Genomic DNA, 15,108 nt, shown 5'->3' with positions numbered 1-15,108 from the left:
ATCAAAGAGGAGTTTTTTAAAATGAAAAAGATTGTATTAGCTATTAGTGATTCTGTGTATACGGCATATTTACGTGAGGATTTTATTGGTGCGGGATTTGAAGTAGCTGATAGTGATGTTATGCACATTAAGTATTTAGATGAAATTCTGGATACGGAAAAACCCGATATTCTATGTATTAATGACAAACGATTAAATATTGATGCGGGACACGAAGATAAGCGGGAATTAATTATCTTACAGAAGTTAAGAGACATTCGCTTTCAGAAGGATATTCGGATTGTAGTATTTACAGAGCGTGAAAATGATGATGAGTTTTTAGCGAAACTGATTTATCTAGGTATCTATGACATTTTTAACTCTCGTAAAATTGATATTGATAATAAAGTCATACCGCAGCTGCTACAGGAATCGGATATTAAAAATGTAGTGGAAATTGTAGGAGCAACTCAGGCACCGCAACATACGAAATTGCCCGAAGTTCCTGTTGATGAGGAAGAAGAGGAAGTATCAAGTGAATTAAAGGAAGGTAGCAACAGTAAACTTCCCTCTAAATCTAAATTATTTAAAAACAAACCAAAGAGTAAGTCTATCCAGCAGGAAACGCCAAAAGCACCAATTATAAAAAAACAGTATAAATTGGCTTTTGAGCCAGTATATGAGAAGCAAATTGGTATTGCCATTCCAAGAAGAACAATAGTTGTGGCCAGTATGAACAGAAGAAGTGGTGCTACATTTGTTTCACATCTTTTAGCTGCTTACTTAAATGAACTACAGATTGATGTGAATTATATAGAGAATCTATATGATGATGGTTATACGTATCCGTTATTAAAGGGATATACAGAAGCACCAGAAAACTATCGTAGTGAATTTATGTTGCAGCGATATAAAGAGATGCTTCAGAAGGAATCTGATATATTATCAATTCCAAAATGGAAGCAAGGAAGAATAAATTATATTGTAAAGAATCCTATAGTGGACCAAGAGCTGAAAAACGAAACAGAGCAGGACTTCGACCATTTTATTAAGGTTTTATTGGCCAACCAAGAAGCACCTGTATCTATTATTGATGCAGGGAGCGATTGGGATAAAGATTTATACCATGAGATCTGTGAAATGGCGGATTACATATTCTTTGTAGTGGAACCAGATCTGCATCAATTGCTAAAAATAGCGCATCCTCTTACACAAAAAGAGAGAAAGCTCGTTTCTTACTTAGCTTTAGAGAAAGTGAGGATCATTGGGAATAAGTTTTCTCCTGCACTTTTAAAGCATGAAATAGTAGAAGAATGCTTTGGAGATAAGGTATTAACTGCTTTACCACCATATGAAATAGAAGATGTGTTTGAGTCACAATTGAATAGTAGTACGTTACTATCAAGTCGCAACTATTATAAAGAGATAGAAGGAATAATGAAGGAAATAGCAGAGTTATTGCTACCAAATCAATTGTTGAATCCCAAAAAAAGTTCCATTTTAAGTGGATTTCGATTTCGAAAGTCTGAAAGTTAAGGGGGATGAAGAGGAATGCAAAAGTTTATTGTTGCAGCAAGTATGTTGTTGTTATTTGTAGGTTGTCTATTCTTTGTAACTGATATGGTGATTGGAGATACAACACATACTGATAATAAATCGTCTTTAGAAAGGGGGGGCGAGATAGCTTTGGTGAAGTCTGTAAAAGTAGGTACTCTACGAGCTGAGGAAGAAATAGCTATTGATCCAGAAAAAGCAAAACAAGAGTTTGAAAAAGCATATAACGGTAATGCGGATTTTAAAGATCCCGCTTCAAAACGTCACTTCACTGTCCATGCTGTACAGGAGAAACCAGCAATGATTGCTGTCGAAGGTGATGCAGAAGCTGCTAGTTATTTTAAGCAATTTGATGAAAAAAAAGAAACGATAAAGAGTAAGGCAAGAAGCATTATTATCTATGATGGGAATGCAAAAGAAAAACAATTAGGTGGAAACTTAAAATAAAGAAAAAGAGTAGGTGCATTAAAAATGCAAAATACAGTAACTACGGCTCTATTCCTGACCTTTTCTTTATTATTAATTAGCCTTTTACCTGAAGGCGTTTTGTATGGAATACAGTTAGTGAAGGCACATAACTTTGCTGCTGATATGGTAGAAATCGCAGAGAATAAGGGTGGATTTCAATATGATTACAATGGAAAAAGGGTTGATTTAGTCCCTGGTATAGAGAAAAGAATGAAAGAAGAAAAGATGGATGGATGGAAGTATCAGTATACAAAGGGACGCATTGATCATAATCAATCCCTTTCTTTTAAGGTGAAAGCAGAACACCATTTCTTCATATTTAAGTTGATTGGTGTAGATGGCATAAAGGCTCCGATATGGGCGAGTAAAGATGGATTGGGACAAGTATATTTTAAGTAATGAAAATTCTAAGATTTGTACTATAAAAGACTATGCTGAAAAGTATAGTTTTTTTGCCAGGAAAATATACCTATATAGAACAGAAGTTATAAAAAATGTTAATTAATTAATTTGTATGTTAAATTATCTGGATTTTATGTTTAAATTAGGTACAATAAAAGAAACTATGAAAAAACTAATATATTTGGAGGAACAAACAATGACTAACAAATTTTTAAAAACAGCAACCGCACTAACAATTATGGGTACATCACTATTTGGAGCAGGAGTATTTACCGCTAAGGCTGATAATACAGATTCATTAAAATATAATGATGTTCCAGCAAATCATTGGTCTACAAAAGCAATTTACGATTTAACAAATCGTAAAGTAGTGCAAGGGTATGGAAATAATGTCTTTGGTTTTGGTGACAATGTAACTCGTGGACAAGTAGCGCGTATGATTTATACTTACTTAAAACCAGCGGACGCAGATACTAGTTTCAAAAATCCTTTTAATGATATTAAAGGACATTTGTTTGAAAAAGAAATCTTAGCACTTGCTAAAGCAGGACTTGTAAATGGATTTGGAGATGGGAAATATGGCCCAGATGATATTTTAACTCGTGAACAAATGGCAAAAGTACTTACAAATGCTTTTAAATTTAAGTCAACGAAAACAACAAAATTTGCAGATGTTGATAAAAATTCTTGGGCTTATGGTGCAATTAGTGCATTAGAGGAAAATGGAGTTACAATTGGTACAGGAGATAATATGTATTCTCCAAAGATGTTTGTAACACGTGAAGCGTATAGTCAATTTTTATATAACTCTATTAATGTAATTGAAAAAGTGCAGAAGCCAGAAGTAAAACCGGATCCAAAGCCTGAAACAAAACCAGAGGAAAAACCAGAAGAAAAACCAGAAGAAAAACCAGAAGTAAAGCCAGACCCAAAACCTGAAACAAAACCAGAGGAAAAACCAGAAGTAAAGCCAGACCCAAAACCTGAAACAAAACCAGAGGAAAAACCAGAAGTAAAGCCAGATCCAAAACCTGAAACAAAACCAGAGGGACAATTACCGGTGGAAATAGATAAGAAGCTAGTTGCAGAAGATGTTCAGTACAATAAAGTGGCGATGGATAATACTCCGATTGCGAAAAACTCTATTTCGCCTGAAGCACAAAATGTGCTCCACTCTGTAAATAATAAATATGGCACAGAATTAAAGTATTCTGATTTAAGTGGCACTATTAGTCTAGTGGATAAAAACATGTATTTACCTGCTGGTTCTTTAAAATCTCAATTTTATGTTGATGCAATAGATGAGAATAATTTTGAAATTGTTTTCTTATATAACAATGAGGCAACAGTAGAATTAGCTAAAAGATGGGTGGCTTTATTAAATCCTACATTGAATTTGGATAAAGAGATTCAAGAAACAGTTGACGCGCAAGTTATTAATAATTATGTAAAAGAGAACCATAAAGTTCGTGTGGGGCATTCCACTGCTGATAAAATGATGTACGTTCAAGTGAAGAAAAAATAATATCATCTGATTTAAATATATCGGTTTTTATGATGTGTTTAAATGAATATATAAATTAAAATTTACGTAAAGGACACACCTTACGTACCATTCTAACGGTACAGGTGTGTCCTTTTTTGTTTAAGGAGGAAAAGAAATGAAATTTAAGAAGAGAATATTTATCCTTTGTACTTCAGTTTTATTATCGACACCCAGTATTGTAAATGCAAAAAATAACGATGTTCCATTTTATAATGGAAACGATGATACTTTTCTGAAATCTCCCCAATTACAAATGCCAGGAAAATATCTTAGACCTGGTAGTTATTCACCACCAGGTACTGATTTAGCGTATAAAGGAGATATACATTATCCTGCAGTTTATAATGGTTCATTTAATTGGGGTAATCCCAAAGAAAACTTGATACAGGGAAATGACAATTCTGAACCGTATATCCGTATCTCAAATGAAGGATACTTTAATAGCTCTGTGCCAGTTGGTGATAGAATGATAACAGAAATAGAACGTGTAACAGAGTCAATAGTTTCTAATAAGTATTGGGGAAACCCTGAATTTGTATTGGGAAACATAAAGGAGCATGTTATTAAAAATATTAAAACAAATGAGATGTATGGTCAGTTTTATTGGATTCGAGATATAGCCTACCTTTCGGGTGGTTATGCTGGTGCTGGTGGTGTAGAAGGTGTTAATAAGTATAGCTTGTGGTATGTACGTACAAGTAAACCTGAAATAAAAGACATTAAAGCCTCTAGTGACACAAAGGATAATTCTGTGAATTTTACATTTAACGGTTTTGAATATGTAAATAAAGGAAAAGGATACAACGATAGAGATCCGGATGGAACAACAGTAAATCCATATCAAGCAGCGGCCGGTGAACGAAATCGTGTGAAATGGATGCTAGATATTATAAAAGATGGCGAAATAGTGCATCATCAAGAGAATTATCTTCGTTCGAATCCACAAAAAGATAATCAAAAATCAAATGAAGGCGATGCCGGGAGATTTTCAAAAGAAGATGTAAGATGGCAACCACAATTGTGTGGTCGGTATACTGCGAAAATTAAGGTGCTTGATGGTGTTCAAAGAGAGTCAAATGAGAAGACTGTAAACTTTACTGTAGACGGTAACTGTGGTACAGAGGTTACACCTAATCCGAATCCAGGAGATGAAGATGACTTTAAATATAAAATTGACTTTTCTAGTAATAGAATCGAAGGAGCAACAGCAAGAGAAGGAAAGAATATCAAAACAAGAGTGGATGTATCACGTGATAATTTTAAACCAGAGCGTGATCAATATAGAGTAAAGGTAAACAACAATATTAATAAGTCTCAACAAGAAGTAAATAGCTCTGAATCGGAAAGAGATAGTGCTCAATCTAGTCTAAGTTATTGTCGCCGTAATCCAATTCATGAAGTAGATGCTGAGGGAAAGGATCACTACATTGATAGAGACTGCTCTTGGGAAGAAAATAGACTAGATAGTGCGGCAAGTAAGCTAGATAATGCAAGACAGAAGTTAGAAAAAGAGAAGAATAAAATTAAAAAGTTAGATGTATTAGAAGAAAAATATAAGAATCCTGAAACAGTAGTTGTGTTAAAACATAACGGACAACAAGTAGCTTTACAAAAGGTAAGATTAACTGAGGGAGAAAAGAAAACCCTGAACCTTGACTGGCAACATAAAGGTAAAGGAACAATTCAAGCGGAAATTAACCCTGCTGGTAACCGTATAGACATCGAGGAAACTACGTACAAAAATAATCCTATTAAAACTGCAATCTATGAGCCTTCAAAAGAAAAGGCAATGTGTGGTGTAACGAGTGTAAAAGGTGTAGTAGAAACAGTAAGTGAACGTGTATCAAAAGAAGATATAACTGGGGAAATGTATTATGAAACTTTGACAGGGAGTATTGATAATTTAGCTCCTTCTAAGCTACATTCTGGTTATGGATTTTCGTATGAAGTAAACGGTAAGTACAAAAATGATTGGAATGCAAATTACCCTGGTGTATTTACTACCGCTAAGGCACAATACCCATTTGCAGACGAAGGATTAAAGTCTACTCAAGATTTAGAGAAGAAAGAACTTAAAGATAATACAGCAAAATTCCTACCTAAAAATATGTATTTATCTGAAGCAACAGGACATGTTTTTGATAGTAAAAAACCAACTAAGTCTTTATATTGGGATGGACAAGAGAAAATCATTGATGGTGGGCAAAAATGGTATACACCAATGAAGACAAAAGATGGTGTATACACCTTTAATGTAGAAACAGCTCCAGCAGGTGTCAATGAAATGAGTCTATGTTTAACTGAGCAAGTAGAGATTAAAGGTGTTACCTATGATGACTTTATAAAAAGAAGAGTATTTCCTGATGATCCATTCCCTGGAGGAAGTGGAGTAGGATGGAACTGGGTAGGGAAAGAAGAACTACTTCATAAACTGACTGATTGGTATTACATGAAGACTGGGAAATAAACATAAAATATAGTATAATTTGATGAATCGACAAGATAATGTATCCATCATAAACTAGTAGCTGAATGGATAAACCAAAGGCACATTCCTTAATGGGATGTGCCTTTTTTCATAGAAAGGGGAAATTAGAGTGGATAAAAAGAAAAAACAACGTGTTAGACGTGTGATTATTATGGGGGTTGTCGCAATGATTGTATCGCTATACATTGGAAGCGAATTTCAGGATCGGAATGGGAAAGGTTATGCTCCTGCAAAGTATTTTGAAACAGGAACAAAATTGATTTCGTTTTAATAATAATTTTATTCCTATTTCATCAACTATCGTGAAAAGTATTTCCATGCGATTACTTCTTTTCTCCATACAATGAAAGAGAAAGGATAGCAACCGGCCACCTTGGAATATTCAGTTGCATTAGATTAATTACAATATATTTTCGGGATGTTTAATAGGTTAGAAAACTTGTTATAACAGGATTTTTGGGGGCTTTTTAATTTATCGATTACGTGTTTTAAAATAGAAAAAACAGATATTTTTTAGAAATGATTGACATGAAACTATATATATTATAATATTGAAATTGTAATATTAAAGAAAATAAATACAACATTTTCATATAGACTTTAGATTAGCTAAAAGGACACACCTAAGGCGTTTTACGCCATAGGTGTGTCCTTTTTTGCGTTTAAAGGCTACATAAGGAGGAATACAAACATTGAAGCCGTCTAAGTTTCAAAAGAAGCAGATTGCAGCGGTAGGTTTAGCTGCTATAACAGTAGCAGGTATCTATGGATACAATCATTTTGCAGTAGAAAATGCAGTAAAACCAACGAAAGTTGTTGTAGCTGCAAAGGATATACCTGCGCATACAGAGATTAAAGAAGAAATGCTAGTGGAACGAACATTACCTGGTGATGGGATTCCTCCAAATGCATTACGCGTAAGTAAAAAAGAGGTTATAGGTAAGTGGACAAATGATGGGCAGCCCATCACCGAAAATAGCTATCTTTTTAAAAATAAAGTAGTAAAGAAAGAGGAGTTAGCTGACTCTGCAATTTTAAATTTGAAAGATGGAGAAGTTGCATTACCGTTACTCGTTGATTTGGAAACAAGTTCAGGTAATAGTATCATTCCTAACACTTATGTGGACTTGTATTTCAAACAAGTTGTGAAGGACGGGGACAATGAGAAGGTAGTGTTCGGTGGTCTTTTCCAACGAGTACGTGTTACAGCTGCAAAAGATAGCAATACAGAAGATGCATTTGTGTTAGAAAAGAAAGAATCAAAAGAGGAACAAGAAGGAAAACAAAAGCCAAAGATAACGCGATTATATACACTGGCTGTTTCACCTGAACAACTTCAATACTTAAATCGTGCAAAAACAATTGGAGATGTAATCCCTGTTGCAGTTGGGCAAAAGATAGAACACACAGGGAAAGAATTAGAACCAGCAGAAGGATTCTCGCAAATATCTGACCAGAAAAATATCTTAGACTATGTAGAGAAGCATTCAACCAATCCCATATCTAAAAATGTAAAAGAATATGTTGCACAGTATCTGAACGAATCCAAATAAGGAAGGGGCTTTTAAGATGGACCGGCAAGTAAGAATGGTTGCCTTTTATGCGACAAACGAAAACGTAGGAAAAAGTACGTTAAGTATTGCGATGGCAAATGAGTTAGCTCATTTAGGGAAAAAGGTGCTTTATGTAGAAGCGGACCAAGTAAGGCCAAACTTCGCGGTTGGAACAGGTCTTAGCCATGAGAGTAAAAATATGCTAGGGCTTGTAAGAAAAGAAAATGAATACGATCTCTTGCAGTATATTTGCACAAAGCAAGATTTACTAGAGAAAAAAGTGAATCCAAGGTTGATGCAAAAATTGCACGATAAAATGGATTTTCTAGTATTTCCATCAGGCTATAGCTTAGCTCAATTCCCTGAAATTCAAAACAAAGAATTGTTTGTAACGACATTTTTCGAATCACTTGTAGAAACAGAATATGACTACATCATTCTATCGGTACCAACTGAATTATCCGAGATACTGAGTTATCCAATCCTATACAAATCAGACCTTGTTGTTCATGTGCTAAATGGCAACCCTCGTGGTGCGCTAGCAATTAAAAGAGAATTACAACTAATAGAAGAAGCAAAGCTAACATTGCCTTGTATGATTCATGTTTTAAATATGGGAGATGAGGACTATGTAGAAGATATTGAAAAGCTTTCTTTCCAAAAGATTGCGGTGACAATTCCGTATGACAGAGATCGTACGAGTTATGAATGGGGGATGCAATTTGGTTCCCCGCAAATTAATGCTAAGGTCCATCACATTATGGAAGCAGCTGGTCTTAATATTCCATCCCAGCAATCCTCTATGAAAAAGGGTCTCTTTGGTTTACGAAATTAAAAAGGAGGCATGTAATATGTGGGGCTATTTACAGGAAAAACAAGTTGCCTTAAAGCGAAATCGAGTGGATTTATATCACTTTGGTTATATGATTCGTTCCAAATCAGCTCGAAAGTTAGGAACAACTACAGCTCAACAAATTAAAGATATTACAGATGAAATTCGTGCATTTGTAGTAAAGGAACATCGTGATATCTTAAGTGAATCCTTTATGAATAAAGAGAAGAGAACAGCTGTGGAGCAAATTATTAAAAGCTTTTTACTAAGCAATCAAGTCGTTGTTTCAGATGTACCTTCTGAACAGTTACTAAATATGGTGTGTGACGAAATTGTTGGATTTGGGATTATAGAACCTTTAAAAGAAGATAAGGATGTAACCGATATTTATATCAATGGCACAAAAGAAATTATTTACGAAAAAATTGGAGAGGGAGAATGTACATTTCCTTACCGATTTGAGACGGAAGAAGAAGTGAAAGCTCTAGCTTATAAGATGGTAAACAGTACATCAGAGTCATTGAATACAGCAAAGCCATATGTGGACTGCGTATTTCCGTATATACGTATCAATATTGCGTTAGATGAACTTGGGGGACTCGGAACAACGATAACGATTCGTAAGAATGCGGATCACCTTCGTGCTTCTGAAGAGCGTATGTTATCTACCAATCAAGCATCGAAAGAAATGTTGAACTTTTTGGCTGCATCTGTGAAAGCCAAAATGAATATTTTAGTTGCTGGAGCCACGGGTACAGGGAAATCAGAGTTTATGAAATATCTTGCTTCTCACATTCCGAAAGGAAAGAAAAAAGAACGTACTCTTGTAGTAGAAGATAACCCTGAATTATATTTGCATCGCATTTTTCCAGAACATCATTTTGTTCCGATGCAGTGTAGGGCATCGGAAGTAGAAGAAAATGCAATCGACTTTGATAGATTGTTAACAAATGCTTTACGTCAAGGGCCAAAGCGATTAATTGTAGGGGAATCGAGGGGGAAAGAAGCGTTAAAAATGATTAACTTTTTCCAAACAGGACATCCTGGTTTCACCTCTGTCCATGCAAGAAGTGCAAAAGAAGCAGTTAGGCGTTTAATGCTTATGTGTCTGCAAAGTGGTGCGAATATTGATGCCCAGTATTTATATGAATTGATTTCACAGACATTTGATGTAATTGTCTTTTTGGAAAAGAAAGATGATGGAAATCGTTATATTACAGAGATGATTGAATTGTTGGATTATCAAGATGATATACAGTTCAATCAGCTTTCTCAATTTATTCCGTCGGGTGAGGAATACGATGAAATGAATGAGAGAGTAGGAAAGATTCATGGAGATCATATCATTACAGCAAAAATGTCAGCTGAAATGGAGAAGAAATTCCGTTCTTCTACTGTAAATCCAGCTCTTTATGCACCATTTCTCTCACAACAGGAGGTGCAGTATGCATAGTTTATTGGCTTATGGATGTATATTTTTAATCTTTATTAGTGTTGGATTGCTCGTTTTACTTTTTGCAAAACCTAAGGGTTCTGCTCTCTCTCAATTTGTACAAGAAAACGAGAAAGAAGAAAGGCGCTTGGAATTAAGGAATATTAAAGGGATACGAATGTATCTACCACAATCCGTTATCCAAGAATCTCAAAAGTACGAATGGAAATTGACAAAGAGTATGTACTGGATATATACGATTCTTTCTGGGATGAGTATTGCAGTAGTATTCTATTTTTCTTTTGGTAGAGATCCTTTTACACTGATTACCGTTTTATCTGGATTTTTAGTTCCAAGGTTTCTTCTTTATCGAAGAAAAAAACGTTACTACTTGGTTGTCATTGACCGTCTTTCTATCTATATGAAAGCTGTAGCAAATGCACTTCAAATTAGTAACAATGCAAAAAGGGTGTTAGTTCAGGTGAAACCAATGATGCATGAAAGCATTCAAGAAGAAATAGAAAAAGTTTCTCTTTTATTAGAAGGTGGAACCACAATGCATCGTGCATTTAGAGGATTCAATGAAACGTTTAACTTTAGAGAATTGGTTTTCTTCCATGAAATGTTGGAAGTGTGCAGTCGAGAAGGTGGAACAAATTCAGTACAAGTCTTACTAGATATTGCAGAAGATTTTGAAAAACAAAAACTATACCTGGCAAGATTGCGTTCTAGTTTGTCGCAAGCACAACGTGCTTTTGTACAGAACTGCTTAATCGTCATCGCTATGCCGATTGTTATTATGTTGATGTCAAAAGAAGCATATGGATTTTTAGCAGGTTCTATGATGGGGAAAATCGCGTTATCGGTAAATATGTTAATTGTCTTTTTCTTAGCAACCCGTGTAGAAAAGATTGCAAATTATAACCCAACAGAAAGAGGGGAATAAGGTGGCTACGATTTTAGCTGTAGTGGTATTCGTTGTCGTGTACTGGGTATTCTCTACCTTTCTACAAAGTAAAAAAGACAGCGGTAGCTTACTTACGAACTATGTAGAAAATGCAAAACGAATTGAAAAGAAGAATTTAAATCAAATGATGCTCGCTCCCTTCCAGTCGTTATCACATAAGTATCTGACAGAAGAAAAGAAAGAGCAGATTCAGAAAAAATTAGAAGAAGCTGGCCTGGATACGAAACCAGAAGAATATTTAAAAATGAAGGTAGCATATCCCATTATTTTCACCTCTGTTTTCTTGATATGTACGGTGTTCCATGATTACTACTTATTTAAAGTGGGTGTTTTGGTTTCACCGCTGCTTTATTTCTATCCTGATTATCTATTAAAGAGAAGAATCAAGCAGGCGATAGAAGCTAGGAAGTTCGAATTACCAGAGTATCTAATTCCTATGCTGCAGTTGTTAAAAACACATACAACATTAGAAGCAGTAAAAAAGGCGCAGATATATGCCGGAAGACATCTTCGTCCGTATGTATCTACACTTACTGCGGAATTAGAAATGTATGCAGGATCGGATCAACCATTTCGAAACTTTGCTGCTGCTTTAAATAGTCCAGAGGTAAATACCTTTACGATTGCATTGCAACAAGCGCAAAAAACGGACAAGGTACAGAGTCTTCGCATTATGGACGCACAAATTAAAATGATGCGCGAGTTAAAACATGAGAACTATAACCGTCTCATTCAAAATAAGCCAATGGAAATGAATAAATTTAACGTGGCTGTTATTGGTTGTATTGTGATTTATCCGATGGTGATTGTCATTCAATCTTTACTGCAAGGATTTGCAAGTTTATAGAAGACATTATTAAAAATGGAATAGGAAAAGGAGTAATACACATGTTAACAAAAATGAAGAATTGGTTAAAAAACGAAGACTCACAATTATCATCAGAAAACGGTATGTTAATCGCCTTGGCGGTCATTATCGTATTAGTGATTGGCCCGTTTGTATGGAAAGCAATCCAAGGTGGTTATGATACGATTCTAGCTCGATTCACAAAAGCATCAAGCAATGCAGATGTGAATTCTTGGAACAAGTAATAGAAGTTTTAAATTAATGATGTTTTTTACGTATAGCTCAAATAAATGGATAAGGGAGATTCAATCATGTTAGCAAAAATGAAAAATTGGTTAAAAAATGAGGATTCACAGTTATCATCAGAAAACGGTATGTTAATTGCCTTGGCGGTGATTATCGTATTAGTAATTGGTCCGTTTGTATGGAAAGCAATCCAAGGTGGTTATGATACGATCCTGGCAAGATTCACAAAAGCATCAAGTAATGCAGACGTAAATTCTTGGAATAAGTAAGAGAAGATTTTGATAGGTAAATTCTTATTTTAATAGATTTTTAAAATTTGTATATAAGGGAGATAAAATGTAATGTTAGCAAAAATGAAGAATTGGTTAAAAAACGAAGAATCACAATTATCATCAGAAAACGGTATGTTAATCGCGTTAGCGGTGATTATTGTATTAGTAATTGGCCCGTTCGTATGGAAAGCAATCCAAGGTGGTTATGATACAATTCTAGCCCGATTCACAAAAGCATCAAGCAATGCAGATGTTGATTCTTGGAACAAAAAATAAATATAAAAATAAACGAGGGGGCTACTCTAAAAGTGGTTCCCTTTTTTACACAGTATTTTTATATGAAATTAAGAGGGGAGTAAAGAAAATGAGCCTGTATATCATGGGATTATTTCTAAGTTATATGGTACTTAATGTATTTACCGACTTAAAGTATAGAAAAACAAAAAATATATGGCATTTCATTTTTTTAATAGTAGGTTTAGGTATCACGTATTTTACTGGAATACGAACGGGAAAAGAGATTGTAATTGTACTAACTATGGCCTTAGTATGTGGCTTATTGTTAGAGACATTTAAATTTTCTTCACCCGGTGATACGAAAATGCTTGTGGTGGCAGCTCTATATGTTAGCAATGTAGTAGAAGAATCGGCTATACTTACCGCGATTACATTAACAGCTTTCCATTTACTATTCTTTTGGATTGCTAGTGTTTATCGATTAATTAAAATTTTAGGGTTTGTAGGAGCGATTAAAGACCAATTGGAGCATGCTGCGTCTATATTTGGTGTGAAACTGCCTAAGAAAGAAATAAAGCTAATACAGAGCTTTCCTGGGGCTTGTTCTATTTTACTAGGGGCGACGATTTATATTGTGTTCACTATCTATCAAAATGGAGGTATCTTGGCTTGAACAGTAGAATCATTCATCAAAGGGAAACCTATATTTACTTTACAATTTTTGCGCTAATAGGCGTTCTTATTTTAAACATGTTTATTAATATATTGTTTGTATTAACATATCCTTTACTGATAGGATTAATTGTGCAGGTTATCTTGTTGCAGAAGATAAAGAAGCCATTTTATCGGAGCGGGAAAGAATTAACAGAACAATTAAAACTAAAAAATATGTTTCTAGTAGAATCAAATATTTTAGGAGATGAAGAAGGAACAGTTTATGAGGTGCATCAAATGCCTTTTACAATCTCTAATGGATTAATTAATAAAGATAAGACTTATAAAGTGATAAAACAAGAGTATGAGAGAAAAGTCAAAGAGGATTTAACGAAAATTTCTAAATGGCAAGTTACAACAAAAGCTAGACTTGTAACGACAACTCATTTTCGTTTATATACAATTTGGCAGAAAAATAGTACAGGCTATCAGCTAAAGAAGTTAGAAGATTGTATAGATCCATATGCCAAGATGAACTTTATTCAATGGATAATTGCTTCATTCTGTACGACTGGCCGTTTAAAGTATGATAAGAAGCCTAAAGAATGGGAAAGTTACGAATGGATAACCTTAAAATAAAAAGACAAAAGTTATAATACTTTTGTCTTTTTTTCTTGCTATTTCTTCTAACAGTTTCGTGAACTATACATGATTTTTAGCGAGTTCTATAAATGCTTGATATTTTGTTACATCACTAATATCAAGTCCGAAATCGAAAGCATCTATTTCTGCATGATAACCGTAAGATACTAAACCAAAATCTTTATGTGACTCAGGTAAATAAATAAGTACTTTTGCATTTTTATAGTCTTTTAAATTTTATAATTCATACATTTTAACGATTAGATATTTACCGATTCTATTAATTGCATTTGTTCCGCTTGTGATGTTAGAAATCTCATCATAAATGTGTAATGTATGATTTTCACTGTCGAAGATAAATAAAAAAAGACACCCAAAGGTGCCTTCCTGCGACTTGAACCATCTTAATTTTAATAATATGTATTGGACGCTAATCCAAAGATAATTCTAACATGCTTTCATATAAATGAAAGCGGATTATTTAACTTACTTAATTACTTTGTCCATAACTTCTTTATATTTGTTAAATTGTGCATCTTCCATATCACCATTCATTTGTATAAGGAAGTTACCTTTTGCGTAAGTATGAGAGAATAGCATTTGATTACCATTACCTAAATCGTCATAGTATTTCTTAGCTTTTTCAAGATCTTCTTTGTTTTTAAACTCAAATATTCTACCACCACTATCTTCACCTAATGCTGGAACAAGAATGCGCTTTGCTTCTTTTCTAGTATTTCCAAATTCTTTTTCTGGTAGGTCACCAGGATTGTCAGCTTCTAATCCTGCAGCTTTAAATTCTTCAATTACCTTACCAACCGTGACATTACTTGTCATTGATTTAACGCTGTCACAAGCGGATAAACCAAATAATAATAGAGCTCCAATAAGTAATACTGCTAATCTTTTAAACATAGTTGTTCATTCCTCCTAATATAAATAAATCCTTAAATATAATAACAAACTATTTATCTTTATATTGTCATATA

Annotated in this window: 17 protein-coding genes; 16 read left to right on the top strand and 1 reads right to left on the bottom strand. The window is 34.3% G+C overall.

The window, feature by feature from the left end:
* Window positions 1–21 precede the first annotated feature (21 nt).
* From MRP26_RS21195 to MRP26_RS21120, 16 genes are all read left to right on the top strand, one after another.
* On the top strand, window positions 22–1,515 hold the full coding sequence (locus tag MRP26_RS21195) for a CpaE/TadZ family protein (RefSeq protein ID WP_242806856.1): 1,494 nt from the start codon (window positions 22–24) through the stop codon (window positions 1,513–1,515).
* A gap of 15 nt (window positions 1,516–1,530) precedes the next feature.
* Window positions 1,531–1,980 (top strand): hypothetical protein, encoded by a 450-nt coding sequence (locus MRP26_RS21190; protein ID WP_001168894.1) that lies wholly within the window; start codon window positions 1,531–1,533, stop codon window positions 1,978–1,980.
* A gap of 24 nt (window positions 1,981–2,004) precedes the next feature.
* Window positions 2,005–2,400 carry a DUF4320 family protein gene (locus MRP26_RS21185; protein WP_119684227.1) on the top strand — a complete coding sequence of 132 codons (396 nt, stop codon included), beginning with the start codon at window positions 2,005–2,007 and terminating at the stop codon, window positions 2,398–2,400.
* Window positions 2,401–2,536: 136 nt separating this feature from the next.
* Window positions 2,537–3,928, top strand: a complete 1,392-nt coding sequence (locus MRP26_RS21180) for an S-layer homology domain-containing protein (RefSeq protein WP_242806855.1) — start codon at window positions 2,537–2,539, stop codon at window positions 3,926–3,928.
* A gap of 136 nt (window positions 3,929–4,064) precedes the next feature.
* Entirely contained in the window at window positions 4,065–6,416 is a 2,352-nt protein-coding gene (locus MRP26_RS21175) for a hypothetical protein (protein WP_242806854.1), read from the top strand.
* Window positions 6,417–6,546: 130 nt separating this feature from the next.
* Window positions 6,547–6,708, top strand: coding sequence for a hypothetical protein (locus MRP26_RS21170; protein ID WP_242806852.1), 162 nt, complete (start codon window positions 6,547–6,549; stop codon window positions 6,706–6,708).
* 421 nt (window positions 6,709–7,129) lie between these two features.
* Window positions 7,130–7,990, top strand: a complete 861-nt coding sequence (gene cpaB / locus MRP26_RS21165; RefSeq protein WP_197241571.1) for a Flp pilus assembly protein CpaB — start codon at window positions 7,130–7,132, stop codon at window positions 7,988–7,990.
* Between the two features lie 16 nt (window positions 7,991–8,006).
* On the top strand, window positions 8,007–8,825 hold the full coding sequence (locus tag MRP26_RS21160) for an AAA family ATPase (RefSeq protein ID WP_242806850.1): 819 nt from the start codon (window positions 8,007–8,009) through the stop codon (window positions 8,823–8,825).
* A 16-nt stretch (window positions 8,826–8,841) separates the two neighbouring features.
* Window positions 8,842–10,275 carry a TadA family conjugal transfer-associated ATPase gene (locus MRP26_RS21155; protein ID WP_242806848.1) on the top strand — a complete coding sequence of 478 codons (1,434 nt, stop codon included), beginning with the start codon at window positions 8,842–8,844 and terminating at the stop codon, window positions 10,273–10,275.
* Complete coding sequence (locus tag MRP26_RS21150) at window positions 10,268–11,200, top strand: type II secretion system F family protein (protein ID WP_242806846.1); 933 nt, start codon at window positions 10,268–10,270, stop codon at window positions 11,198–11,200. The genes MRP26_RS21155 and MRP26_RS21150 overlap by 8 nt, the downstream gene beginning before the upstream one ends.
* A gap of 1 nt (window position 11,201) precedes the next feature.
* On the top strand, window positions 11,202–12,068 hold the full coding sequence (locus MRP26_RS21145) for a hypothetical protein (protein ID WP_242806844.1): 867 nt from the start codon (window positions 11,202–11,204) through the stop codon (window positions 12,066–12,068).
* A 41-nt stretch (window positions 12,069–12,109) separates the two neighbouring features.
* Complete coding sequence (locus MRP26_RS21140) at window positions 12,110–12,313, top strand: hypothetical protein (RefSeq protein ID WP_000956353.1); 204 nt, start codon at window positions 12,110–12,112, stop codon at window positions 12,311–12,313.
* Between the two features lie 66 nt (window positions 12,314–12,379).
* Complete coding sequence (locus MRP26_RS21135) at window positions 12,380–12,583, top strand: hypothetical protein (RefSeq protein ID WP_000879955.1); 204 nt, start codon at window positions 12,380–12,382, stop codon at window positions 12,581–12,583.
* 72 nt (window positions 12,584–12,655) lie between these two features.
* Window positions 12,656–12,862 (top strand): hypothetical protein, encoded by a 207-nt coding sequence (locus MRP26_RS21130; RefSeq protein ID WP_000879958.1) that lies wholly within the window; start codon window positions 12,656–12,658, stop codon window positions 12,860–12,862.
* Window positions 12,863–12,950: 88 nt separating this feature from the next.
* On the top strand, window positions 12,951–13,496 hold the full coding sequence (locus tag MRP26_RS21125) for a hypothetical protein (RefSeq protein ID WP_000061105.1): 546 nt from the start codon (window positions 12,951–12,953) through the stop codon (window positions 13,494–13,496).
* Window positions 13,493–14,116, top strand: a complete 624-nt coding sequence (locus tag MRP26_RS21120) for a hypothetical protein (protein ID WP_025690585.1) — start codon at window positions 13,493–13,495, stop codon at window positions 14,114–14,116. The genes MRP26_RS21125 and MRP26_RS21120 overlap by 4 nt, the downstream gene beginning before the upstream one ends.
* Before the next feature lie 489 nt (window positions 14,117–14,605).
* On the opposite strand, the gene MRP26_RS21115 is transcribed toward MRP26_RS21120, so the two are convergent.
* Window positions 14,606–15,034, bottom strand: a complete 429-nt coding sequence (locus MRP26_RS21115; protein WP_242806842.1) for a stress protein — start codon at window positions 15,032–15,034, stop codon at window positions 14,606–14,608.
* Between the last annotated feature and the right edge of the window lie 74 nt (window positions 15,035–15,108).

The sequence above is a fragment of the Bacillus sp. CCB-MMP212 genome (assembly GCF_022748145.1).
In the GTDB taxonomy this organism is placed as follows: domain Bacteria; phylum Bacillota; class Bacilli; order Bacillales; family Bacillaceae_G; genus Bacillus_A; species Bacillus_A cereus.
The sequence above is the reverse complement of the archived record's forward strand: the minus strand, read 5'-3'. Positions and strand labels throughout refer to the sequence as shown.